This window comes from Streptomyces sp. NBC_00090, assembly GCF_045160815.1.
Lineage (GTDB): Bacteria > Actinomycetota > Actinomycetes > Streptomycetales > Streptomycetaceae > Streptomyces.
On sequence record NZ_CP108224.1, the window covers coordinates 7,077,003 to 7,101,026 of the forward strand.

A 24,024-nucleotide genomic window follows, 5' to 3' on the forward strand; every position below is an offset into this window, starting at 1 on the left:
CCTGTGTGGGTGTCTGGCTGACGGTGGGTCAGATGAACTTCTGGGTGGCGAGGAAGGCGGCCAGCTGCTTGCCGCCGTCGCCCTCGTCCGCGACGATCGTGCCCTGCGTACGGGCCGGGCGCGCGGCCACGGCGTCGACGAGGGTCCAGGCCCCGGCGAGGCCCACCTCGTCGGCGTCGATGTCCAGGTCGTCCAGGTCCAGCTCTTCGACCGGCTTCTTCTTCGCGGCCATGATCCCCTTGAAGGAGGGGTAACGGGCCTCGCCGGACTGGTCGGTGACCGAGACGACGGCCGGCAGCGGGGCCTCCAGGAGCTCGGTGGCGGAGTCGCCGTCGCGGCGGCCCTTGACAGTGCCGCCGTCGACGGAGACCTCGGAGAGCAGCGTCACCTGCGGCACGTTCAGCCGCTCGGCGAGCAGCGCCGGCAGGACGCCCATGGTGCCGTCGGTCGAGGCCATGCCGCAGACGACCAGGTCGAAGCCGGTCTTCTCCAGGGCCTTGGCCAGGATCGCGGAGGTGGCGATGACGTCGGAGCCGTGGATGGACTCGTCGTTGACGTGGACGGCCTTGTCGGCGCCCATCGAGAGCGCCTTGCGGAGCGCGTCCTTGGCGTCGTCCGGGCCCACGGTCACGACGGTGACCTCGGCGTCGTCGGACTCCTCCGAGATACGGAGCGCCTGCTCGACCGCGTACTCGTCCAGTTCGGAGAGCAGGCCGTCGACGGCCTCGCGGTCGGTCGTCAGGTCGTCGGCGAAACCGCGGTCGCCGGTCGCGTCGGGGACGTACTTCACACAGACAGCGATCTTCAGGGTCACGGCCTGTCTCCTTTCAACGAGATTGCTACTACGGGAGGTTGCGGGCCATGACGATGCGCTGGACCTGGTTGGTGCCTTCGTAGATCTGGGTGATCTTGGCGTCGCGCATCATGCGCTCGACGGGGTAGTCGCGGGTGTAGCCGTAGCCGCCGAGGAGCTGGACGGCGTCGATGGTGACCTCCATGGCGACGTCGGAGGCGAAGCACTTGGCCGCCGCGCCGAAGAAGGTCAGGTCCTCCTTCTCACCTCCGGCGGAGACGCGCTCGCTCTTCGCGGCGGCCGCGTAGGTGAGCTGGCGGGCGGCCTCGAGCTTCATGGCCATGTCGGCGAGCATGAACTGCACGCCCTGGAAGTCGGCGATGGGCTTGCCGAACTGCTTGCGCTCCTTGACGTAGCCCTTGGCGTAGTCGAGGGCGCCCTGGGCGATGCCGAGGGCCTGGGCGGCGATGGTGATACGGGTGTGGTCGAGGGTCTTCATCGCGGTGGCGAAGCCGGTGCCCTCTTCGCCGATCATGCGGTCGGCGGGGATGCGGACGTTGTCGAGGTAGACCTCGCGGGTCGGGGAGCCCTTGATGCCGAGCTTCTTCTCCGGCGCGCCGAAGGAGACACCCTCGTCGGACTTCTCCACGACGAACGCGCTGATGCCCTTGGAGCGCTTCTCCGGGTCGGTGACGGCCATCACCGTGTAGTACTCCGACACCCCGGCGTTGGTGATCCACCGCTTCACACCGTTGAGGACCCAGAAGTCCCCGTCGCGCACCGCGCGGGTCTTCATGCCGGCCGCGTCCGAGCCCGCGTCCGGCTCCGAGAGCGCGTAGGAGAACATCGCGTCACCCTTGGCCAGCGGGCCCAGGTACTTCGCCTTCAGCTCCTCCGAACCCGACAGGATCACCGGCAGCGAGCCCAGCTTGTTCACCGCCGGGATCAGCGAGGACGAACCGCACGCCCGCGCGACCTCCTCGATCACGATCACCGTCGCCAGCGCGTCCGCGCCCGCACCGCCGTAGGACTCCGGGACGTGCACCGCGTGCAGGTCCGCCGCGACCAGCGCGTCCAGCGCCTCCTGCGGGAACCGCCCCTCCTCGTCCACCGCGGCCGCGAACGGCGCGATCTTCGCCTCCGCCAGCGCACGCACCGACTCCCGGAGCATGTCGTGCTCCTCGGAGGGCCGATACAGGTCGAAGTCCTTGCCCATGATGTGGAGCTCCCCTAGACGCTTGTGGCACTGAGTACCCTCAGCAAAACACACTCAGTGCCATGACGCCAGAGCGCCCCGACGCGTTCTGGCGTCGGGGCGCTCTGGGAGACCGTGCGGTCGGACTGGGTACCAGCCGGTCGGTTTGTTCAACCGTGAGTATCCGCGAGATCCTGTTCCCTTCGGAGCCGGTTCGCGTCGTACTCGGCCCCGAGCTGCACGGCGCGGCTCGCGGTCAGGTCGAGGCTGGTGAGCAGCGCCGGCGTGACGACGCTCGGCATGAAGTGCTGGAGCAGTACCGAGACCCGATGGGCCAGATCTTTGCGGTCACACAGAATTTGAGACATCGCCTGAACCCCGGAGAAGGCGCCGGAGAACAGCTGGGCCGTGTCCGTGACGTTCACGTGGACGAGGAGTTCCCCTCGCGCCTTCGCGACCGTGAGGATCTCCGACACCTGGTCGATCCACGCCCGGAACGGGGCGACCCGGTCGACCCCGATGGCGCCGCTGTCCAGGGCCAGGGCGACGCTCGCGCGCACCAGGGCGTCGCGCTGCAGCCGGTGGGTGAGCAGAAACGCCTGGTCTGCCAACTCCTGGATCTTGATTGCCTGCGGCGTCAAAGGAATGTCGAGCATCTGGGCGTCGAGCACGCCGAGGGCAAGGTCTTCCTTGGAAGTGAAGTGGAAGTACAGCGCTCCTTTGGTCGCCCCGGCGCGCACCAGGATCTCCCCGATGGTCGTCCTCTCGTAACCGCGCTCCGCGAAGACGGTCGCGGCCGACTCCAGGATTGCCCGTCGGGTTCTGATTGCACGCGCTTGCTGCGCCAAGGCGCCTCCTGCTGTCTCGCTGTCTGTGCTCAACGTGTGACGCGAAGCATTGAATAGAAAACCGGGCTGTACGTATTCTAATTCGGGCGGAGACACCGCCCAGGGGTGCGGGGACGCGAGGGGGATCCATGGATCAGAACCGTCGAGGAGTGACGACACACGTCCCCGGGGAGTTCGTCCATCGAGCAGATCCCGCCGACATCATCCCCACAGGCTGGACCCAACTGACGGAGAACCGGTTCTCCGTCACTGCTCGCTGGCCTGACCGGCATCCTTTCTTCTCTCGTGTCGCCGATGACCGACACGACCCCATTCTGGTGGCCGAGACGATACGCCAGGCCACCATGCTGCTCGCTCATGCCGAGCTGGGGGTACCCGTGGACGACCAGTTCGTCATGTGGGGCCTCAATTACGCGGTCGACCCCGAGGCGCTCGCCGTGGACGGGCTCTCCTCGGACATCGACATCGACGTCGTCTGCTCCGACCTGAGCGCCCGGGGCGGCAAGCTCCGGAATCTGCGGACCACGATCGTGATCACGCGCGGCGGCCGGCTGCTCGGCACCGGTGGTGCCGTGTCCAGCTGCACCTCAGCCCTGGCGTACCGCCGCATCCGGGGCCGGCGCATGGAGGCGCTGGGCAAGCCGGTCCCGCTCATCCCCGGGGTGACCCCGCACCTGGTCGGCCGCGAGGACTCCCATGACGTCACCCTCGGCCCGGGCACCAGACCCGGCCAGTGGCGGCTGCGGATCAACACCGGCCACACCACCCTCTTCCGCCGCCCGAACGACCACGTGCCGGGGATGGTGCTGCTCGAAGCCGCCCGCCAGGCGGCGACGATGACGGTCGGGGGCGGCGTCTTCCTGCCCGCCACCATGGACGTCTCCTTCTCACGCTACGCGGAGCTCGACAGCCCCTGCTGGATAGAGACGGAGATCCTGCCCACCCCCGACACCTCGGTGACCACGGTCCGGGTCGAGGGCCGGCAGGACGACCGGTCCGTCTTCCACTCCACGCTCACCTCCCCGAACCACGGCCTGACGGCGGTGGCCGGAGGCCGCCTCGACAGCCGCCTGGCGGGTTGAACCGGACAGGACCATGGCACCTCGCATTCTGATCACCGGCGCGACCGGATTCATCGGCGGCCGCGTGGCCGCGACGGCGACGGCGTGGCCGGAGCTCGCGCACGTACGGCTGCTCTCCCGTCGACCGCTCACCCCGCCGACTCCCGGCGCGGAGCGGGGGAGCCGGGTGGACGGCCCGCCGACCGAGACCGTCCGGGGCGAACTCCGCGATCCCGACTCCCTGCGCAGGGCCTGCGAGGGCGTCGACGTACTGATCCACTGCGCCTCGGCGATCGGAGCGGACGAGGAGCAGGCCCGCGCGGTCAACGACGAGGGCACCAGGAGCCTCGTCGACGCGGCCGTACGCGCCGGGGTCACCCGGATCGTCGCCCTGAGCACCGCCTCCGTCCACGGCCGCGGCCCCTTCCGGGCAGCCGCCCCCGGCACCCTGCCGATCGCCCCGGGCTCGGTGACCAGCCGCACCCGGGCGGCCGGCGAGCGGTACGTGATCGACGCCGGGGGGACCGTACTGCGACCCCACCTCGTGTACGGCGCCGGGGACCGGCAGGTGATACCGGGCCTGGTCCGGCTGCTCGCGGCGCTGCCCGGACCGCTCACGGGGGCCGGCTCGCTGCACTCCGTCATCGACGTGGAGACCGTGGCGCGCGCCCTGCTGGCCGCCGCCCTCTCCCCGCGGACCGAGGCCGGTCCGTACTACGTCGGCCACCCCGAGCCGGTGCCGGTGGCGGAGCTCCTCGCGGCCGCCGAAACGCTGGTCGCCCACAGGGCGGGGGCGCCCCGGGGGCCGGCGGTGGACTCCGCTGCGGCCCGCGCCCTGCTCGCGGGCATCCCCTTCGCGGCGCACCACCTCGACATGCTGGCCAGCGATCACTGGTTCGCCGACGACCGCCCCTGGCAGGAGCTGGAGTGCGATCCGGGGCCGGGCTTCGCCACGGGGTTCACGGCCTGCGCGCCGTGGTACCGGCAGCTTCTCGACCACTCCTGAACGCGGCGGATCAGGCGACCGGGCGCGCTCCCGCCGCGCCGCCGCGTCCGTCGTGACCGGCGTCAGTGGGCGTCCGGGCGAGGGCGCGGGTGGGTCGTCACCACCACCGCGCCCGCGAGCAGCACCACGTTCTTGACGACGAACTCGCCCACCAGCGTGAGCAGCAGCGGGTTCGCGTGGACGAACGCCACCCCCGGCGTGAGGACGAGCACCGCGAAGGTGCCGCAGAGGTGCGCGACGAGGACCGGCAGGGCCACGGCGCGGGCCCGGCCCGACATCAGCCAGACGCCGAGCGCCACCTCGCCCCAGCCGAGCGCGGGCACGAACCAGTCGCCCGCGGGGAAGGGCAGGACGGCGACGACGAGCGCGGCCGCCGGGCTGTACCCGATGACCTTGAGCACCCCGAACCAGACGAACACCCCGCCCAGACCGGCCCGGAGCATGGTCAGGCCGTAGCGGTGGAGCTGTGGCGCGAGCCGGTCGAAGAGGCCGGCGGGCGTCGGCGGGGCGGAGTCCGGCGTGGAGCTCGGGGCCGCGATCGGGGCCGCGATCGGGACGGGTCCCGGGGCGGAGTTCGGGACGGGGGTCGGGACGGGTCCCGGGGTGGAGTTCGGGGTGGGGGTCGGGACGGAGTCCGGGGTGGCGTCCGTGACGGGAGGTGTCACCTGGGAGGAAGCGGTCATACGCGGGCATCTCCGAGACGAGTCGATGCGGGGCCGGGCGGGCCGGTGGGGCCGGGGGGCCGGGCCGTGGGTGCCGTGGGGTGCCGAGCGCGGGCGGACGCCGGGCGGTGGACCGCTCGGATCGCGCCGAAATCTCGGCATGGGGGGCGGACGCCGTCGCCTCACGCTAACCACGTCCCGCGCACCCCCGCGACGCCCATCGCTTCCTTGCATGACCGCGATGGAAGAAGTCGATCGGCCGTTGCCGGACGCGATCAATTCTCGCCAGCCTGAGCACTGTTCGAGTTTGTGTTTGATCCACAGGCTCGGACCGCGTCCGTCCGTTCCCGGCACCATGCGAAGGAATCCAGGGATGTCCCACAGATCCGCCGCCCCCGTCCCCGCCCCCACCGAGACCGCCGCGGCCCGCACGCCGCTCACCCGGCGCCGGGTGCTCACCACGTCCGCCGCCGCGGCCGGGGCGCTCGCCCTGCCCGGCTCGGCGGCATGGGCCGTCCCCACCAGCTTCGAGGCGGAGACCCGCACGGGCCGCCGTGCCCCCGGCGCCGTGACCGACCCCAGCGTCGTGATCCGCTGGAACCAGGCCGCGATGGACGCGATACTCGGCCGCTACCAGGCCGCCGGCAACCGCTTCGGCCCCGCCACCGTGAACGCCCGCGCCCTCGCGATCATCCACAACGCGATCTACGACGCCTGGGCGTGTTACGACCGCTGTGCCGTCGGCAGCCGCTTCGGCGGCTCCCTGCGCCGGCCCCGCGCCGAGCGGACCCTCGACAACAAGAACGCGGCCATCAGCTACGCGGCCCATCTCGCCCTGCTCGACCTGTACCCCGAGTACAAGGTCGCCATCGACTCCATGCTGCGCAGCCTGGGCCACGACCCCGAGCTCACCGACCCCCGCCGGAACAGCCCCGCCTGGATCGGTCGCCGTACCGCGCGGGCCGTCCTCGACTACCGGCACGGCGACGGCGCCAACCAGCTCGGCACCCCCGCGTACACCGACACCACCGGCTATCAGCCGCGCAACTCCCCTCAGATCGCCGGCAGTTTCGACCCGTCGACCGTCACGGACCCGGCCCACTGGACCCCGCTGATCGTGAACGGCAAGACGCAGCGCTACCTCACGCCGCAGTTCGCCGTGATGAAGCCCTTCGCGCTGACCGCCCCGGACCAGTTCACGGTCGCGGCCCCGCCCGCGTACCCGTCCGTCCGGATGACCGCCGCGATCGAGGAACTCATCGACATCAGCGCCAATCTGTCGGACGAACAGAAGGCGATCGCCGAGTTCTGGCTCAACGACGACGTCACCCCGCCCGGCGCCCAGCAGATGTGGGGGCGGTACGTCTCCGCCCGCGACGGCTACGGCGTCGACGAGGACGCCCAGCTGTTCTTCGGCCTCAACATGGCCGAGTGCGACGCCGCCATCGGCTCCTGGGCGGTCAAGCGCGACTACGACTTCGCCCGCCCCTCGACGCTCATCCCGTACGACCGGCGCGGGCAGCAGATCCGCTCCTGGGGCGGCCCCGGCCGGGGCGCCGTCACGATGGACGGCGTCGACTGGCAGGCGTACGTGGCGGTTCCGCCGTTCCCGGCGACCGTCTCCGGCCACAGCACCTTCTCCGGCGCGGCCGCCGAGTTCCTGCGCCGCTTCACCGGCACGGACTCCTTCGGCGACTCGTACCGCTTCAAGGCGGGCGCCTCCACCGTGGAGCCCGGCCTCACCCCGCGCACCGACGTCGTCCTGCACTGGCCCACCTTCAGCGAGGCCGCCCGCCAGGCCGGCATCTCCCGCGTCTACGGCGGCATGCACTGGAGCTTCGACAACGAGCCCGGCATCGAGATGGGCCACCGCATCGGCCGGGTCGTGCACCGCCAGGCCATGCGCTACTTCACCGGCGCCCACCGCTGACCACCCAGCCTGGCCCGCCCCGATCCGCTGCCCCGACGCGTCCCGATCGGCTGCCCCGTCCCGCCCGCCCCGATCCGCTGCCCCGACCCGTCCCCTCCCGCCCCTCCCGCCCCGCCCGTCAAGGAGAGAACACCGTGAGCAACCAGACCCGGACCACCGGCGCGGCGGCCCCGCCCGCCCGCAGCCGCTGGGCGGGCGGCGCCCCGCCCTTCCCCGGCGCCCGGCCGACCGCCCTCGGCACCCTCGCCACCATCGTGTCGCTGCTGATCCTGGTCGCCCTCGGCGAGGCCACCGGCCACCTCCTGATGATCGCTCCGCTCGCCGCCACCGCGATGATCATCTGCGGCAGCCCCGCCCTGCCCCCGGCCCAGCCCCGCGGGGTGGTGCTCGGGCAGGTCGGCTCCGGCGTCCTCGGCCTCGTCGCCGTCGCCCTGTTCGGCGACTCCCTCTGGGTGGCGTCCGTCGCGGCCGGCCTGAGCGTCGCCCTCATGCTGCTGCTGCGCGCGGTGCACGCCCCGGCCGCCGCCACCGCCGTCCTCGCCGTCCTCCAGGACCCGGCCCCCGTGAGCTTCCTCGTCCTGCTCGCCGTCGGCAGCGCCCTGCTCGTCCTCGTCGGCCTGGTCGCCTCCCGGCTCGGCGTGATCGGCAAGTACCCGACGTACTGGTGGTGACCCCCTCGTACTGGTGGTGACCCCCACCCGCCGGCCCGTGCCCCACCCCACCGGCCGTGACCTCCACCCGCCGGCCGTGACCTCCACACCGCCGGCCCCGAACTCCCCGTACCCACGCACCTCCGCACATCGACTCTCAACGGAGCGCCCGTGAAACGAGACAGACTGCTCGTCAGCTGTGAGCAGATCATGGAACAGCTGCGGAACCCCGCGGCCCGGGACGAGGGCACCGTCCTCGTCGAGATCACCGACGGCGGCAGCGGGCTGGGCCGGGTCCCCGGCTCCGTCCGCCTCGACTGGACCGGCGACCTCCAGGACCCCGTACGCCGGGACGTCATCGGCCCCGAGGCCTTCGCCGAACTCCTCGGCCGGCACGGCATATCCGCCGACCACACCGTCGTCTTCCTCAGCGGCAACAACAACTGGTGGGCCACCGCCGGATACTGGCAGTTCGCGCTGTACGGCCACCGGGAGCTGCGCGTGCTCGACGGCGGACGGCTCCGCTGGGAGGCCCTCGGCGGCCCCCTCACGCACGAGGCGCCGCGGCGGCCCGCCGCCGAGTACCCCGTACCCGCCCTCGACGAGACGATCCGCGCCCGCCGCGAGGACATGCTCGACCACATCGGCCGCCACCAACTCCTCGACGTCCGCTCCCTGGAGGAGTACCTCGGGCAGAGCAACACCCCGCCCGGCGTGCCCGAGGACCTCGGCGTGCGGTGCGGCCACGCGCTCTCCGCCGAGCACATCCCCTGGCACACCGCCGTCCGCCCCGACGGCACCTTCCGCGACCAGGAGGAACTGACCCGCGCCTACGCCGACGTCCGCACCGACGTCCCGACCGTCGTCTACTGCCGGGTCGGCTGGCGCTCCGCCCACAGCTGGTTCGTCCTGCGGGAGCTCCTCGGACTCGCGGACATCCGCAACTACGACGGAGCCTGGCGGGAGTTCGGCTCCCTCATCGGCGCGCCCATCGTCAACGGACCCCGGCCCTGGGGCCCCGACGGCATCCCGTCCATCGTCGCCCAGCGCGCCCCGGAGGTCCCCGCCCGTGCCTGACGTCACCGTGTTCCGCAACGTGCTGCGCGACGGCTTCGACCAGACCGACCTGCCGTGGGTGCCGTGGGCCGAACCCGGCCGCGTCGGCGTCGAGTATGTCGTGCTCTGGGGCCCCGACCCCGCCGAGGACGAGGACTCCGCCTCCCTGCTGCTGCGCTTCCCGCCCGGCGCGCACGGTGACTTCCACGAGCACCTGGGCCACGAGCTGATGCTCGTCCTCGACGGCACCCTCGACCACAGCGACGGGCGCCGCTTCCACCGCGGCGACCTCGTCGTGGAGGCGCCGGGGACCCGGCACCAGATGTCCAGCGCCGACGGCTGCACCGTCCTCGCCGTCCGCGCCCGCCCCGCCGCCGCCCGTACACCGGAGGCCGGCGAGATCACCACCGGCGTCGGCGCCGGGGTCCCCGCCGTCTGACCCACCCCGGACGCCCCGAGGCCACCGGGCCCCCTACGGGGGTGTCCGGCGGCCTCGCCCTGTACCCGCGCCCTGCACCCGCGCGCCCTGTACCCGCGCCCTGTATCCGCGCCCTGATTCCCCCCGGCCCACCACGGCCCGGCCCTTCCCCAGACCTTTCGGAGAGAGACGCCATGACCCCGTCCGCACGGCCCCAGTCCCTGCGCAGTCCCGAGCCCTCCCGCCGGGTCCTGCTCACCACCGGTTCCTCCGACGCCCACACCTGGAACCTGGTCCACCTCCAGCTCTTCCTGGAGGAACACGGCCACTCGGTGCTCAACCTGGGCCCCTGCGTCCCCGAGGACCTGCTCGTCGACACCGCCCGCATGACCCGGCCCGACCTCGTCGTGCTCTCCTCCGTCAACGGGCACGGCCACCAGGACGGGTTACGAGCAGCCCGGGCCCTGCGCGGGGACCGGAGCACCCGGTCCGTCCCCATGGTCATCGGCGGACTCCTCGGCATCTCCCCGGAGGGTGCCGCCGCCCGCACCGCCGAGCTCCTCGACGCCGGATACGACGAGGTGTACGCGGACGGGACCCCGCCCACGGCACTCCTGCGCCGGCTCGCGGGGCTCGGCGGCGCGTGTACCGGGCGGGCCGCGGCGTGACGACCTCCGTCCCGCCCGCGCCCCAGCGGCACCCGTGTCCGCCCGGCGATCTCGGCGCCTTCGTCCGGGAGTCGGCCGAGGCCGGCGCCCTGGTCGTGCAGCCCCGCATGGGCATGGTCGGACCGGAGGAGATGGCCGACGGAGTCGCCGCCGTCGCCGCACTGCCCCTGCGGACCGTCGCCACCCTCACCATCGACAGTTACACCCGCGTCGGCGACCACGCCGCCGCCACCGCCGCCCTGCGCGCCGGCCGGCCCCTCAACGGGTTCCCGCTGGTCAGCCACGGCCCGCAGACCACCGCGCGGGTCGCCGCCGCGGCCGGCCGAGGCACCCCCGTCCAGGTCCGGCACGGTTCCGCCGACCCGATGGCCATCTTCCGCACCATGGCCGCCGCCGGGCTCGCCGCCTCCGAGGGCGGCCCCGTCTCGTACTGCCTCCCCTACGGGCGTACCCCGCTCGCCGAATCCGTCGCCGCCTGGCGCGACTCCGTCCAGTTCCTGACGGAGGAGAGCCGCGCCCACGGCCGCCGCGCCCACCTCGAGTCCTTCGGCGGCTGCCTCCTCGGCCAGCTCTGCCCGCCCTCGCTCCTCGTCGCCGTCTCGGTCCTTGAGTGCCTGTTCTTCGCGGCCAACGGAGCGACCAGCGTCTCCCTCAGCTACGCCCAGCAGACCCATCCCGCCCAGGACGCGGGCGCGCTCACCGCGCTGCGGCTGCTCGCCGACGAGTTCCTGCCGTCCGCCGTCGACCGCCACATCGTGCTCTACACGTACATGGGCGTCTATCCGAGGACCGTGCCGGGCGCCCGCCTGCTGCTGCGCCGCAGCGCCGAACTCGCCGTACGGGGCGGGGCGCAGCGCCTGATCGTGAAGACCGAGACCGAGGCGCACCGGATCCCCACCGTCGGCGAGAACCTCACCGCCCTGCGGATCGCCGCCGACGCGGCCCGCGCCGCCCACGACGCACCCCGGGGAGTGCGGCCCGGGAGCCGGCGGTCCGCCGACGCCGAGGAGGTACTCGCCGAGGCCCGCACCCTGATCACCGCCGTTCTCAGCCTCTCCGACGACCTCGGCACCGCCCTGCTCAAGGCCTTCGACCGGGGTCTGCTCGACGTGCCGTACTGCCTGCACCCCGACAACCGGGGCGCCGCCCGGTCGACCGTCGCACCGGACGGGCGCCTCCAGTGGACCGACCTGGGCGCGCTGCCCCTGCTCACCACCAGCCGGAGGACCACACCGATGACCTCGCGTCAGCTCGCCGGCATGCTCGGCCGGGTCGCCCGGGAGCACGACCAGGCGGCCGAGACGAACCCAGTGCCGGATCCCGGACCCGCCGTGCGGACCGCCCCGGAGCCCGAGTCCGGGGCCGCCGTACGGACCGCCCCGGAGCCGGAGCCGGAGCAGGGGAGTACCGCTCGGACCGCCCCGGAGCCGACCGCCGATCCGCTGCGGATCGCGTTCGTCGGCATGGGTCCGCGCGGCCTCTCCGTACTGGAGCGGCTCGCCGCCCGCTGCGCGGACGAGGCGCCCGTACGACCGGTGGAGGTCTTCGCCGTGGATCCGTACGAGGCGGGCGCCGGCCGGATCTGGCGGACGGACCAGTCGCCCTGGTTCCTGATGAACACCCCGGCCCAGGAGGTCACCATGTTCTCCGGGCCCGCCGACGCCGGACCGCACCGGCCGGGCGCCGGACCCACGCTCGGCGAGTGGTGGGCGGAGGAGGACCCCGGGGCCGCCGAACCGGACGGCTACGCCCCGCGCGCCGTCTACGGCAGGTACCTGACGTACGTCATGCGGTGCGTCGAGGAGTCCCTGCCACCCTCCCTCACCGTCCACCACATCCCCGCCCGGGTGATCTGCGCGGACCGCGCGCGGGAGGGCGGCGGGAGCGACCGCACCGTGCACCGGCTGAGACTCGACCGGGGCGAAGTCCTCACCGTCGACCGGATGCTGCTCGCCACCGGGCATCCCGTCAACGAGCTCGACGCCCGCCAGCGCGCCTGGACGGCGTTCGCCCGCGACTGCTCGGCCCCCACCCGCCCCGTCCGGTACGTCGCGGGAGGCGCGGCGAACGAGATGCCGCTCGCCGACATACCGGCGGGCGCGGCCGTCGGCATCCTCGGCATGGGGCTCACCTTCTACGACATCCTCACCGAGCTCACCCTCGGGCGCGGCGGCACCTTCACCGAGGGCGGGGACGGGCTGCTCTACCTGCCCAGCGGCAAGGAGCCGCGGATCGTGGCGGGTTCGCGCGGGGGAGTGCCCCTGCTCACCCGGGGAGCCAACCAGAAGGGTCCCGAACACCGCTACGCGGCACGGTTGTTCACCGCCGAGCGGATGGCCGCCCTGCGCGCGGAGGGAGCGCCGCTCGACTTCGAACGGTCCGTCCTGCCCTGGCTGCTCGCCGAGGTCAACCTCGTCCTCCTGGCCGCCCGGGTCCGGCGGGTCCACGGGGCCGACGAGGCGGCCGAGTTCACCGAGCACGGCGCCCGGGACCTCGCGGACCGGCCCGATCCACGGCTCCTGGAGAGGCTCGCCGCCGGGTACCGGATCGACCCGCGGCCGCTCACCGGGCTCGATGTGCTCGCCCGCCCGTTCCTCGGCCGGCGCTTCGGTTCGCCGGCCGAGTTCCACAAGGTGCTCACCGAATGGCTCCGCGCCGACCTGGCCGAGGCGCGCCAGGGGAACACCGACGGGCCGCTGAAGGCGGCGGCCGACGTGCTGCGGGACGTCCGGCAGACGATCCGCTCCGTCGTCGACTTCGGCGGGCTCACCCCCGCCTCGCACCGCTGGTTCCTCGCCGAGTTCGCCCCGCTGGCGGCGCTGGTCTCGACGGGGCCGCCACCGCTGCGCTCGGAGCAGTTCCTCGCCCTGCTCGCCGCCGGGGTCCTCGAACCGGTGGGCCCCGACGCCCGGTTCGACGCCGATCCGGTGGAGGGCCGGTTCGCGGTGGAGTCCGCCCGGGTCGAGAACTCCTGGGTGCCGCTGGACTTCGTCGTGGACGCCCGGGTGCCCAGTACCGACCTGGCGGTGGACCGGGACCCGCTGATACGGGGCCTGTTGGCGGACGGGGCGATCCGCAGATTCACCAACTCGGCTGCCGAAGCGGGTGAGTTCGCCACCGGTGGACTCGACTGCACCGACGCGCCGTTCCACCCGGTGCGGGCGGACGGATCGGTGGACACCAGCACCCATGTGCTCGGCATCCCCAGCGAGCACACCCGCTGGTTCACCCAGGTGGGCAGCGGCCGGCCCGGCCCCTGGGGCTCCTTCACCCGGGACGCCGACGCGATCGCGGGCGCGCTGCTCGCGGACACACCGCTCGCCGGTGCGGCGGCCGGGGGTGCGAGACCCGGAGGTGCGGCGGTCGGCGGCGCTTGGGCCGGCGGCGCGGCGGTCGGCGGTGCGAGACCCGGAGGTGCGGCGGTCGGCGGCGCTTGGGCCGGCGGCGCGGTGGTCGGCGGTGCGCGGTGAGGGCGTCCCGTACGCCCGCCCACGAGGAGTACCGGGCGGCCCGGGATCTCCTCCTGCGGCTGCGCGGCCGCCGGGAGGAGGCCCGCGCCGCCTTCCGATGGCCACGGGCCGAGCACTTCAACTGGGCCCTGGACTGGTTCGACGTCATCGCCGACGGAAACGAACGGCCGGCTCTGGAAATCCTCGGGCGCCCGGGACCCGATGGCCGCGTCCCGCTCGCCGACCGCTTGTCCTTCGCCGAACTCGCCGCCCGCTCCGATGAGTTGGCCGTCTCCCTCCAGGAGCGCGGGGTCGGGCGCGGCGACCGGGTGCTGATCCTGCTCGGCACCAGGGCCGAGCTGTGGGAGACGCTACTCGGCTGCGTCAAGCTGGGCGCCGTCGTCGTCCCCGGCTACCAGGACCTCACCCCGGGGGAGGCCGCCGACCGGATCACCCGGGGCCGCGTCCGACACGTCGTCTGCGCGCCCGAGCTCGTTCCCCTGCTCGACGGGTCGTCCGTGCCGGGCGTGCGGGTGGCGCCCGGGGCCGACCGGGCCGGCTGGCTTCCGTACCCCGACACCCGCGGGACCGGACGCCGTGCCTTCCTGCCCGACGGGCCCACCCGGGCGGCCGATCCGTCGTTCTGCTACTTCACCTCCGGCACGACCTCCCTGCCGAAGCTCGTCGAGCACAGCCATGCCGGATACGGCGTCGGGCACCTCTCCAGCCTGTACTGGAGCGGACTGCGCCCCGGCGACCGCCACCTCAACCTCTCCGCGCCCGGCTGGGCCAAGCACTCCTGGTCCAGCTTCTTCGTGCCGTGGGCGGCGGAGGCGACGGTCCTCGCGCCCCCGGACGGCGGCCTCCCGGCGGCCCTCCTGCCCCGCGTCCTCGCCGAGCACGGCGCCACCAGCTTCTGCGCGCCGCCCAGCGCCTGGCGGTCGATGCTGCCGTACGTGACCGGTGGCGCGGGCGCGCCCGGACTGCGGGAGGCGACGGCTGCCGGGGAGCCCCTGACGGCGGAGACGGTCGAACGGATCGAGGCGGCCTGGGGCGTGCGGGTCCGCGACGGCTACGGCCAGACCGAGGCGACAGCGCTCATCGGCCGGGCCCCGGACACCCCCGAACCGCTCTCCCCGCTCGGGCACCCGCTCCCCGGCTACCGGATCGTGCTCCGGGACCCGGAGACGGGGGAGGCGGGCGAAGCGGGCGAGGTGTGCGTGGATCTGACGGAGCGTCCGCCGGGTCTGATGCGCGGCTACGCCGACCTGCCCGAGCGTACGGCCGAGGCCTTCGCCGACGGCCTGTACCGCACGGGCGACCGGGGCGAGCGGTGCGCGGACGGCTCCATCCGGCTGCTCGGCCGGATGGACGAGGTCTTCAAGTCCCACGGCCACCGGGTCTCCCCGATGGAGATCGAGGCGGTGCTGCGGACCCATCCGGAGGTGGCCGACGCGGCGGTGATCCCCTGCCCGGACCCGGACGGCGGCCTGACCCCGTACGCGGTGGTCGAACTCCACGCGGACCCGGTCCCGTTGGGGTCGACGGCCACGGCCGCACGGGTTTCCCAGGATTCGCCCGAGCCGACCGTGACGAGGATCCCGTCCCCGTCCGCGCCGTCCGCCCGGGAGCCCCTGGACGTCCGGCATCGCCGGGTCGGCGACGAGCTCCTTGCGCTGGCCGCCGAGCGGCTCGCACCGGTCTTCGTGCCCCGCGGGGTCGACGTCGTCGCCCGCCTGCCGCGCACCCGCTCCGGCAAGGTGCGCCGGGGCGAACTCGCCCCGAGGGCCTGAGCCGGCAGGCCGGCAGGGCGGTGCCGATCGGCACCGCCGCCGGTCGCGGGTACGCCCCTGGTCCCGGATGCGTCCCGGATGCGTCCCGGCGTACGGCCTGTCCTGGCCTACGACGGACCGCCCTGCGGGGCGCCCTACGCCTCGACGGTCTCCCGCTCCGCCGTCCGCAGCAGGATCTCCGCCACGCCCCTGGCCCGTACGGCCGCCTCCGGCGTGCCCTCGCGTACGGCGGTCACGATCGCCCCGTCGCCCAGCAGGGCGAGCTGACGGGCGAGGGACTCGTGGTCGACGTAGCCGCCCTCGCCGAGGAGGCGGTCCAGGACCGCGATGACCTTCTCCTTGTGCTCGGCGGCCACGTGGTGCGCGGGGCTGTCGGGATCGGCCGTCTCGACCATGGTGTTGATGAACGCGCAGCCGCGGAACTCGGCCGCGGCGAAGCGCTCCGCGAGGCCGTCGAAGAGCGCCAACGGGAGTTCCCGCGGGGAGCGTTCACTGGCCGCGATCCGCCCGTCGAGCCAGGCGCGCCACATGCCGTCGCGGCGCCGCAGCACCTCGACGACGACATCGTCCTTGCTGGGGAAATGGCGGTAGAAGGAGGCGCGGCCGACTCCGGACTCCGACAGGATCCGCTCGATCCCGACGGCCCGGATCCCCTCTTCGTAGAACAGACGCTCCGCCGCACCGAGGAGCCGTTCCTTCGCGTTCGTGGCCATACCAGACGGTACCACTCGGTGCCGTATAGGTGCGGAATCAACGACCGGGATCCGGACGCGGATGGGGATGCGGATGGGGATGCGGCTCCCGAGGCGGAGCGTGACGCTCCCGTTGCGCCAGACGGAACCGATCGGTACCGTCTGGATGGTACCGATCAGTTCCCTCTTGGTCCGGCTCAAGGAGAGCGTCATGCCCCGCCTGCCCCAACTGACCGTCGAGACCGCCGACGAGGAACAGCGCGAGCTGCTCGAAAGCACCCTCAAGCAGCTCGGCAAGCTGCCCAACCTGTACGCCGCCCTCGCCAACGGGCCCGCGGCGCTCCGCGGTTACCTCGCCCTGCGCGAGGCCCTCGTCGGCGGTGCCTTCGACGCCCGCCGGCGCGAGCAGCTCGCGCTCTACATCGCGCAGCGCAACGACTGCACCTACTGCGTCTCCGCGCACACCCTGCGCGGCGGCAAGGTCGGCCTGAGCGAGCGGGAGTTGCTCGACACCCGCCACGGCGCCGACGACGGCGACCCGCACATGGACCAGGTGCTCCGCTTCACCGGCGCCGTCATGGACACCGGCGGGCGCGTCACCGACGAGGCCCTGGCCGAGGCGCGCGCCGCCGGCGTGACCGACGCCGAGATCGCGGAGATCGTCGGCCACGTCGCGCTCAACGTGCTGTCGAACTTCTTCAATCACGTAGCGCAGCCGGACTTGGACTTTCCGTTGGTACCGGCCCGGCTCGCCGAGTAGAGTCTTCGCGCCGAGCAGGGGTGCCGGGCGCGAAGTGCGTCCGCGCACCCCTGCGGCTTGTGCGGCACACCGACTGGGGCGATCGAAGCGGGTGGCCGACCAACCACCCCGTGCGAGGACACTGCCGCCTGCGCGGCAGGGGGGAATTCACGTGGACATCGACGCAAGAACCCTTCGGACCTTCCGTGAGGTGACCCTGACGGGGTCGTTCACCCAGGCGGCGCGACGCCTCGGGTACTCGCAGTCCAGCGTCACGGCACAGATGCGTGCCCTGGAGAGGCAGGTCGGCGAGCCCGTCTTCGAACGGCTCCCCAACGGCGTCCGGCTCACCCGCACCGGGACCGTCCTGCGCGACTACGCACGCCAGATCCTCACCCTCGTCGGAGAGATGGAGACCGCCCTGCGCCGTCCGGCGGCCAACCCGCCGCGGATGACCATCGGCATCGTCCCCGCGCTGGCGTACGGACAGCAGCTCGCCCGGGTCACCCACATCGGGCGGCGGCTCCTCTCGGGCGTCCAACTCGCCCTGCGCGTCATGGGAACCGGCGAGGTGCACGACGCCTTCCGGTCCGGCGCGATCGACGGCGCGCTGGTCCTCACCGTCGTCGACGCGGACGATCCGGCGGGGCTCTTGGCCGACCAGCTGCACATCGACCGCACCGACGATCTCACCGAAGTACGCCTCCAGGAGGTGGAGTTCGTGCCCGTCACGGGCGTCCGGCACCGCCGCGGCGGCCTCGGCAGCCAGGTCGTCATCGCCGACCCCGACTGTCCCTCCCAGCGCTGGCTCCCCGAATTCCTCCGACTGCGCTGCGACACCCCGCCCGAGATCCACGAACTCGGCTCCATGGCGGGCGTCCGCGCCGCCACCCAGTCGGGCCTCGGCTGCGCGATGCTTCCCATGGCCCTCGCCTCCTCCCCGCAGGAGGCCGGCGGCCTGCGCCCGCTCCCCGGAGTGCCCCGCATGCGCTGGAACGCCTCCCTGGTCCTCGGCCGCTCCGACACCCGGCCCGCGCTCGACTGGCAGAACCTGACGGAGACCCTCCGCCAGGCCACCGCGCTCGCCTGCGCCGTCGACCTGGACCAGCCCGGCCCGCCGCCCGGCGTCACCGCGCTCGGTCGGTCGGCCGACGCCCTCGACCCGGACCCGAGCATCGCCTCCTGACGCTCGTTCACCCCCTCCGACCCGGTGCGTTCCCCGCACCGACCCCGACCCGGTGCGTTCCCCGCACCGACCCCGACCCGGTGCGTTCCCCGCACCCTTCCCACCCGGTGCGCTCCCCGCACCGGCTCCCGACCGGTGCCACGGTGCACCGCCGTCTCCCCCCGGCCCCACCCCCGACCGGGTCCTCGGGGAGTGCGACGGAGCACCGTGGCACCTCCATGCCGTGCGGGTGTCATGCGTGTGCCGCGTGCCGCGTGCCATGTGCCGTGCGTGTGCTGTCCGCTCAGTGCTCGGGCAGCCCCAGCGGGACCCGGCCCGCGGCCCGCCCCTGTTCGTCGAGGAGCCAGCCCATGCGCTTGGGGGAGTGCAGCGCCACCGTCCGGTCCTGCACCTCAAGGGCCGGGAACCGCTCCGCGAGCAGCGCCTCGAAAGGGTCCACGGCGCCGAGCCCGTGCAGCCAGACCAGGACGAGCAGGTTGTAAGGGCCGCTCACCGACACGCACATCCGGACCTGTTCGAGGCGGGCCAGCGCGTTCCCCGTCTGTTCGAGAAGGGCGTGCGGCACGGAGGTCCGGTAGACCACCATCGTGGACAGGCCCGCCAGCGGGTGCGCCAGATCGCAGCGCAGCGTGATGTCCCCGTCCCGGATCATGCGCTGGAGCCTGCGCCGTGCCGTGTGCTCGCTCATGCCCGTCCGCGCGCCGAGCTCCGCGTACCCGAGCCGTCCATCGGCGCCGAGCGCGGTGAGGAGCGCCTGGTCCTGCGGTACGGGCCGCTCGTGGAGGTGCGTGCTGTACGAGCGGGCCCGGGGGCCTCGGGGTTCGCTCAGCCCGGCCCGCTCAGCGGGGTTCATCGCCCGCATCCGCCAGTCGCGCCCCTCTCCGTACAGCGTGATGCCCAACCGCGTACGCGTCGAGCGCACCCCGCGCAGGCCGCCGATCCCCCCGTGCACCGCGCGCCCCAGGGACGGCAGGTCGGGGGCGGCGACGGAGAGGAAGAGGTCGAAGTCGCCGGCCGTCTCGTCGACGCTGAACACCCACGGCAGGGCCGTCACGGCCGCGCTCACCCGGTCGAAGGCGCGCGGCCGGCACCGCACCTCGACGTAGGCGACCGTCGCCGTCTTCGCCGCGTCGTACGCGGTGACCCAGGCGAGCCCTCCGGCCCGGAGCCGTTCGAAGCGCCGGGCCGCCGTCGTGGCGTCCACGCCCAGCGCGCGCCCGATCCGGGTCCACGGCGCGCGCGGGGCGGCCTGGAGCGCGTCGATCAGGGCGAGATCCGGCTCGGAGAAGCCCGTGAGGGTGCCCTCGATGCGGGAATCCGGCGTCGAAGGAGCACTGCCGACGGTTTCCGGCGATTCTCGGGGGCTCACGTCCATGGACCGGATCGTAGGGGCACTTCGGGCCGACGAACAGTTTCGGCCACCGGTGAGAGGAGTACCGTGCCTGCTCCGACCCTTCCCGCACCTTCGGCGGCGCCACCGGCGCACCGCAGAACCGTCCGGATCACGGTCGTCCTGCTCTTCGCGGCCTGGCTGGTCGACTACGCCGACCGGCTGGTGATCAACCTCGTGCTGCCGTCCATCGGCGCCGAGTTCGACCTCGACCGCACCCAGCAGGGCCTCGTCGTCTCCGCCTTCTTCCTCGCCTACGCGCTCTGCCAGATACCCGGAGGCATGCTCGCCGACCGGTTCGGCGGCCGGCGGGTCACCCTCTGGGCCCTGCTGTCCTGGTCGGTCTTCACCGCCCTCACCGGCTTCGCCTGGTCCTTCGCTGTCCTGCTCGCCCTGCGCTTCGTCTTCGGCGTGGCCGAGGGCGTCTTCCCGCCCGCCTCCATGAAGGTCCTGGTCGAGCGCACCCGGCCCGAGGAGCGGATGGGGGCCAACGGCACGGTGATGAGCTCCAACGCCCTCGCCGCCGTCCTCACCCCGCTCGCCGTCGCCCCGCTCGTCGCGGTCTTCGGCTGGCGCTCGGCCTTCTGGTCCACCGCCGCCCTCGGGATCCTCGCCCTGCTCGCCGTACGCCTCTGGCTCCCCGCCCCGCTGCCCCGCGCGGACGGAGCCACGGCCGAGGAACCGGCCGCCCGGCCGCCGCTCCGCGACGTCCTGCGCAAGGGCGTCCTGTGGCGCTTCGCTCTCATGATGTTCGGCTACAACACCATCGTCTGGGGCCTCAACACCTGGGTCCCCTCGTACCTCGGCGAGGAGCACGGGGTCTCCCTCACCGCGGCCGGCGCGCTCGTCGCGATCCCGGCGCTCGGCGCCGCCGTCGCCACCGTCCTCGGCGGGCGGCTCTCCGACCGGCTCGGCGGCCACCATCGCAGGATCATCGTCCCCGGCATGGCCGTCGCAGCCGTCGCCCTGCTCCTCATGGCGTACACGCCGTCCCTCACCGGCTTCGTCGTCTTCGGCACCCTCGCCGTCTTCGCCGCCTCCCTCGCGTACATGCCGATCTTCGCCGTCCCCCTGGCCGGCCTCACCCCGGAGTACGTGGGGGTGGGCAGCGCGGTGATCATCCTCGGCGGCCAGGTCGCCGGCATGGTCGCCCCGCCCGTCATGGGCGCGCTCGCCGACGCCTTCTCCTTCCAGGTCGCCTTCGCCTTCCTCGTCCTCGGCGCGGTGATCGCCGCCGTCATGTCCTGCCTGACCCCGCAGGACGCCACCGCCTTCCGCGCCGCGGCGGACCGCGCGCCCCGTTCCCCGAGCCCCGCAAAGGACCCCGTATGACCGCCGACACGACCACCGCCGACGCGACGACCGCCGGCACGACCACCGCCGGCGCGACGACCGCCCACGCGACTGTCACCCACGGGACCGTCACCCACACGACCACCACCCACGCGACCGTCACCGACGGGACCACCGCCGATGCCACCGTCGCCCGGCTCCTGTCCGGCCTCGACGAGCGGCTCCCCGGGCTCCTCGCCCTCTACGAGGACCTGCACGCCCACCCCGAGCTCTCCTTCCAGGAGTTCCGCACGGCCGGTGTCGTCGCCGAGCGGCTCCGCGCGCAGGGCTGGCAGGTCACCGAGGGCGTCGGAGGCACCGGAGTCGTCGGCGTCCTCGCCAACGGCCCCGGCCCCGTCGTCCTGCTCCGCGCCGACATGGACGGTCTGCCCGTCAAGGAGGAGACCGGACTCCCGTACGCCTCCACCGCCACCGGCATCGACCCGGACGGCAACGAGGTCCCCGTCATGCACGCCTGCGGGCACGACATGCACGTCACCTGCCTGCTCGGCGCCACCGACCGGCTCGCCGCCCACCGTGACGCCTGGGGCGGCACCGTCGTCGCCGTCTTCCAGCCCGCCGAGGAGGTCGGCGGGGCGCCCGCCATGATCGAGGACGGCTTCCTCGACCGCTTCCCGCGCGCCGAGATCTGCCTCGGCCAGCACGTGGCCCCGGCGCCGGTCGGCTTCCTCGGCACCCGGCCCGGCCCCGTCATGGCCGCGTCCGACAGCCTCCGCGTGACCCTCTTCGGGCGTGGCGGCCACGGCTCCAGCCCCGAGACCGCCGTCGACCCGGTGGTGATGGCCGCCGCCGTGGTCATGCGCCTCCAGACCGTGGTCTCCCGGGAGATCGGCGCCTCGCAGACCGCGGTCGTCACCGTCGGCTCGCTGCACGCCGGGACGAAGGAGAACATCATCCCGGACACCGCCGAGCTGCGGATCAACATCCGCTCGACCACCCCGGCCGTACGGGACCGGATCCTGGCCGCCGTCACGCGGATCGTGCGCGCGGAGGCCGCCGCCTCAGGCGCGCCCAGGGAACCCGAGATCGTCCCCTTCAACTCCTTCCCTGTCACCGTCAACGACGGTCCGGCGACCGCCCTCGTGCAGTCCGCCCTGGCCGGGGCCCTGGGCGAGGGGAGGGTCTTCACGCTCCCCCAGGTCATCACCGGCAGCGAGGACTTCGGCGTCTTCGGCACCGCGCTCGGAGTCCCCTCCGTCTTCTGGCACTTCGGCGGCGCCGACCCCGCCCTGTACGAGGGCGTCGACCCCGGCTCCCTCCTGGAGGACGGCCTCCCCGACACCGTCCCCGCCAACCACTCGCCCCACTTCGCCCCCGTACCCGTGCCGACGATCCCCCTCGGTGTCACCGCGCTGCTCGCGGCCGCCGCCCACTGGCTGCGGAAGGAGACCCCCGGTGTCTGACTCCGGTCCCGTCCCCACCCCCGACCTGATCTTCGTCGGCGGCCCCGTCCTCACCATGGATCCGGCCCGACCCCGCGCCGAGGCCCTCGCGGTCCGCGACGGGCGCATCACCGCCGTCGGGGCGCGCGACGAGGTGCTGCGGACACGCGGCCGAGGGACCGAGGTCGTCGACCTCGCCGGCCGCGCGCTGCTGCCCGGCTTCGTCGAGGCCCACGGCCATCCGGTCATGGTGGCCCTAGCCGTCGCCCCGCCCGCCGTGGACGTCCGGCCGTTCACCGTGCCCACCGGCGCCGAGGTCCTCGACCGGATCCGCGCCGCCGTGGCCGCCGCCGCGCCCGGCGAACCGGTCTGCGCCTACGGCGTCGACCCGCTGCTCCAGCGCGACCTGACGCCCCCGACCAGGGCAGAGCTCGATGCGCTCCGCCCCGACGCCCCGCTCGTCGTCGTCGCGAACAGCGGCCACGCCGCCTGGGCCAACTCGGCCGCCCTGCGCGCCGCCGGCATCACCCGCGACACCCCCGACCCGGCGGGCGCACGGTTCCTGCGCGACGCGCACGGCGAGCCCACCGGCGAGGCCCACGAAGGGGGCGCCGTCGAGGCCCTGTTGTGGGTGGTGGCCGGCGACCGGCTGAAGCCCGACCGGCTGGCCGCCGCACTCGACTGGGCGTACGCCGAGCACGCCCGGGTCGGCATCACCACCGTCGCCGACCTGGCCACCGAACCGAGCCTGCTCCCCGCACTGCGGGCCGCGGCCGAGCGCCCCGGCGCCGCCGTCCGGGTCCGCTCCTACCTCATCGGCACCCCCGAGCTCGCCGCCGAGCCGGACCGCCGCTTCCCCGGACACGCCCCGGCCGAGGAGCTGTTCGGCATCTCCGGGATGAAGCTGTGGGCGGAGGGCACCGCCTGGGAGGGCACGGTCGCGACCAGCTTCCCGTACCTGGACAGCGCCGCCACCCGGGCGATGGGCCCGGGCCGCTGCAACCACGCGCCGATGAACTACACGCCCGACCAACTGACCGATCTGGCACGGGCTTTCACGGCCCAGGGCTACCCGATGGCCTGCCACGTCCACGGCGACGTCACCTTCGAGGCGGTCCTCGACGCCTACACGCGCGCCGCCGCCGACGACCCGGCGGCCTTCCGCGCGCTGCGCCCCCGCATGGAGCACTGCGGCGCCGTCACCCCCGAGCAGTTCCGCCGGGCCGCCGAACTCGGTGCCACCGTCAGCCTGTTCATGGACCACATCCGCTGGTGGGGCGACGTCCTCGCGGACGACCTCTTCGGCCAGGAGGTCGCCGACCGCTGGATGGCGGTCCGCTCCGCCCGGGACGCGGGCCACCGGGTATCGCTCCACAACGACGGCGTGTGCTCCCCGACCGACCCGCTGGCCTCGGTCGCGACCGCCCTCACCCGCCGCACCCCGGCGAGCGGCCGCGTCCACGGCACGACGGAACGCCTCACCCTCGACGAGGCCCTGCTCGCCGTCACCGCCCACCCCGCCTGGCAGCTCCACCTCGAAGGGGAGATCGGTTCCCTGCGCCCCGGGCTCCGCGCCGACCTCGCGGTCCTCGCCCGCGACCCGTACACGGTCCCGCCGGAACGCCTCCCGGAGGAGGTGGCGGTCACCGCGACGTACCTGGGCGGCCGGCTCACCTGGGGTGCGTGACGGGAGGGGGCCGGGGCGGCCGTCCCCGTACCGGACGGGCGTGCCGGCCCCGTGGATAGGGTGGGG

The 24,024-nt window shown here is 73.7% G+C and carries 20 protein-coding genes; 14 read left to right on the plus strand and 6 right to left on the minus strand.

Annotated features, from left to right (window positions below; translation table 11 throughout):
- Positions 1–28 precede the first annotated feature (28 nt).
- The 3 genes from OG361_RS31470 to OG361_RS31480 form a co-directional block, all read right to left on the minus strand.
- Positions 29–814 carry an electron transfer flavoprotein subunit beta/FixA family protein gene (locus tag OG361_RS31470; protein WP_405858896.1) on the minus strand — a complete coding sequence of 262 codons (786 nt, stop codon included), beginning with the start codon at positions 812–814 and terminating at the stop codon, positions 29–31.
- A 28-nt stretch (positions 815–842) separates the two neighbouring features.
- Positions 843–2,009 (minus strand): acyl-CoA dehydrogenase family protein, encoded by a 1,167-nt coding sequence (locus OG361_RS31475; RefSeq protein WP_405858898.1) that lies wholly within the window; start codon positions 2,007–2,009, stop codon positions 843–845.
- A gap of 149 nt (positions 2,010–2,158) precedes the next feature.
- Positions 2,159–2,836 (minus strand): ScbR family autoregulator-binding transcription factor, encoded by a 678-nt coding sequence (locus OG361_RS31480; RefSeq protein WP_384577553.1) that lies wholly within the window; start codon positions 2,834–2,836, stop codon positions 2,159–2,161.
- 128 nt (positions 2,837–2,964) lie between these two features.
- Here OG361_RS31480 and OG361_RS31485 point away from each other — a divergent pair, with 128 nt between their 5' ends.
- Both OG361_RS31485 and OG361_RS31490 read left to right on the plus strand, forming a co-directional pair.
- Entirely contained in the window at positions 2,965–3,918 is a 954-nt protein-coding gene (locus OG361_RS31485) for a ScbA/BarX family gamma-butyrolactone biosynthesis protein (protein WP_405858901.1), read from the plus strand.
- Positions 3,919–3,931: 13 nt separating this feature from the next.
- Entirely contained in the window at positions 3,932–4,903 is a 972-nt protein-coding gene (locus tag OG361_RS31490; RefSeq protein ID WP_405858903.1) for an NAD-dependent epimerase/dehydratase family protein, read from the plus strand.
- A 62-nt stretch (positions 4,904–4,965) separates the two neighbouring features.
- Here the strand turns inward: OG361_RS31490 and OG361_RS31495 are convergent, their stop codons facing one another.
- Positions 4,966–5,586, minus strand: a complete 621-nt coding sequence (locus OG361_RS31495; RefSeq protein ID WP_405858905.1) for a hypothetical protein — start codon at positions 5,584–5,586, stop codon at positions 4,966–4,968.
- Positions 5,587–5,938: 352 nt separating this feature from the next.
- On the opposite strand from OG361_RS31495, the gene OG361_RS31500 reads away from it, so the two are divergent.
- From OG361_RS31500 to OG361_RS31530, 7 genes are all read left to right on the plus strand, one after another.
- Positions 5,939–7,495 (plus strand): vanadium-dependent haloperoxidase, encoded by a 1,557-nt coding sequence (locus tag OG361_RS31500; RefSeq protein ID WP_405858907.1) that lies wholly within the window; start codon positions 5,939–5,941, stop codon positions 7,493–7,495.
- Positions 7,496–7,629: 134 nt separating this feature from the next.
- Positions 7,630–8,166 carry an HPP family protein gene (locus OG361_RS31505; RefSeq protein WP_405858909.1) on the plus strand — a complete coding sequence of 179 codons (537 nt, stop codon included), beginning with the start codon at positions 7,630–7,632 and terminating at the stop codon, positions 8,164–8,166.
- A 150-nt stretch (positions 8,167–8,316) separates the two neighbouring features.
- Positions 8,317–9,222 carry a sulfurtransferase gene (locus tag OG361_RS31510; protein ID WP_405858911.1) on the plus strand — a complete coding sequence of 302 codons (906 nt, stop codon included), beginning with the start codon at positions 8,317–8,319 and terminating at the stop codon, positions 9,220–9,222.
- A complete protein-coding gene (locus OG361_RS31515) occupies positions 9,215–9,640 on the plus strand; it encodes a cupin domain-containing protein (protein WP_405858913.1) in 426 nt (141 codons plus the stop codon). Before OG361_RS31510 ends, OG361_RS31515 begins: the two co-directional genes overlap by 8 nt.
- Positions 9,641–9,813: 173 nt before the next feature.
- Entirely contained in the window at positions 9,814–10,287 is a 474-nt protein-coding gene (locus OG361_RS31520) for a cobalamin B12-binding domain-containing protein (RefSeq protein WP_405858915.1), read from the plus strand.
- Positions 10,284–13,757, plus strand: coding sequence for an FAD/NAD(P)-binding protein (locus OG361_RS31525; RefSeq protein ID WP_405858917.1), 3,474 nt, complete (start codon positions 10,284–10,286; stop codon positions 13,755–13,757). The genes OG361_RS31520 and OG361_RS31525 overlap by 4 nt, the downstream gene beginning before the upstream one ends.
- Positions 13,754–15,529 (plus strand): acyl-CoA synthetase, encoded by a 1,776-nt coding sequence (locus OG361_RS31530; RefSeq protein WP_405858919.1) that lies wholly within the window; start codon positions 13,754–13,756, stop codon positions 15,527–15,529. The genes OG361_RS31525 and OG361_RS31530 overlap by 4 nt, the downstream gene beginning before the upstream one ends.
- 134 nt (positions 15,530–15,663) lie before the next feature.
- On the opposite strand, the gene OG361_RS31535 is transcribed toward OG361_RS31530, so the two are convergent.
- Positions 15,664–16,242 (minus strand): TetR/AcrR family transcriptional regulator, encoded by a 579-nt coding sequence (locus tag OG361_RS31535; RefSeq protein WP_405858921.1) that lies wholly within the window; start codon positions 16,240–16,242, stop codon positions 15,664–15,666.
- A 190-nt stretch (positions 16,243–16,432) separates the two neighbouring features.
- Here OG361_RS31535 and OG361_RS31540 point away from each other — a divergent pair, with 190 nt between their 5' ends.
- Entirely contained in the window at positions 16,433–16,981 is a 549-nt protein-coding gene (locus OG361_RS31540; RefSeq protein WP_405858923.1) for a carboxymuconolactone decarboxylase family protein, read from the plus strand.
- Positions 16,982–17,132: 151 nt separating this feature from the next.
- Complete coding sequence (locus tag OG361_RS31545; RefSeq protein ID WP_405858925.1) at positions 17,133–18,146, plus strand: LysR family transcriptional regulator; 1,014 nt, start codon at positions 17,133–17,135, stop codon at positions 18,144–18,146.
- A 283-nt stretch (positions 18,147–18,429) separates the two neighbouring features.
- Here the strand turns inward: OG361_RS31545 and OG361_RS31550 are convergent, their stop codons facing one another.
- Positions 18,430–19,521 (minus strand): Lrp/AsnC family transcriptional regulator, encoded by a 1,092-nt coding sequence (locus OG361_RS31550; RefSeq protein WP_405858927.1) that lies wholly within the window; start codon positions 19,519–19,521, stop codon positions 18,430–18,432.
- Between the two features lie 63 nt (positions 19,522–19,584).
- Between OG361_RS31550 and OG361_RS31555 the strand changes: the two genes are divergently transcribed.
- Genes OG361_RS31555 through OG361_RS31565 form a run of 3 tightly spaced genes read left to right on the plus strand, consistent with a single transcriptional unit; the run spans position 19,585 to position 23,958 of the window.
- Positions 19,585–20,868: an MFS transporter gene (locus tag OG361_RS31555; protein ID WP_405858929.1), complete on the plus strand. Its 1,284-nt coding sequence runs from the start codon at positions 19,585–19,587 to the stop codon at positions 20,866–20,868.
- Positions 20,865–22,292 (plus strand): amidohydrolase, encoded by a 1,428-nt coding sequence (locus tag OG361_RS31560; RefSeq protein WP_405858931.1) that lies wholly within the window; start codon positions 20,865–20,867, stop codon positions 22,290–22,292. Before OG361_RS31555 ends, OG361_RS31560 begins: the two co-directional genes overlap by 4 nt.
- A complete protein-coding gene (locus tag OG361_RS31565; protein ID WP_405858933.1) occupies positions 22,285–23,958 on the plus strand; it encodes an amidohydrolase in 1,674 nt (557 codons plus the stop codon). Before OG361_RS31560 ends, OG361_RS31565 begins: the two co-directional genes overlap by 8 nt.
- Positions 23,959–24,024 lie beyond the last annotated feature (66 nt).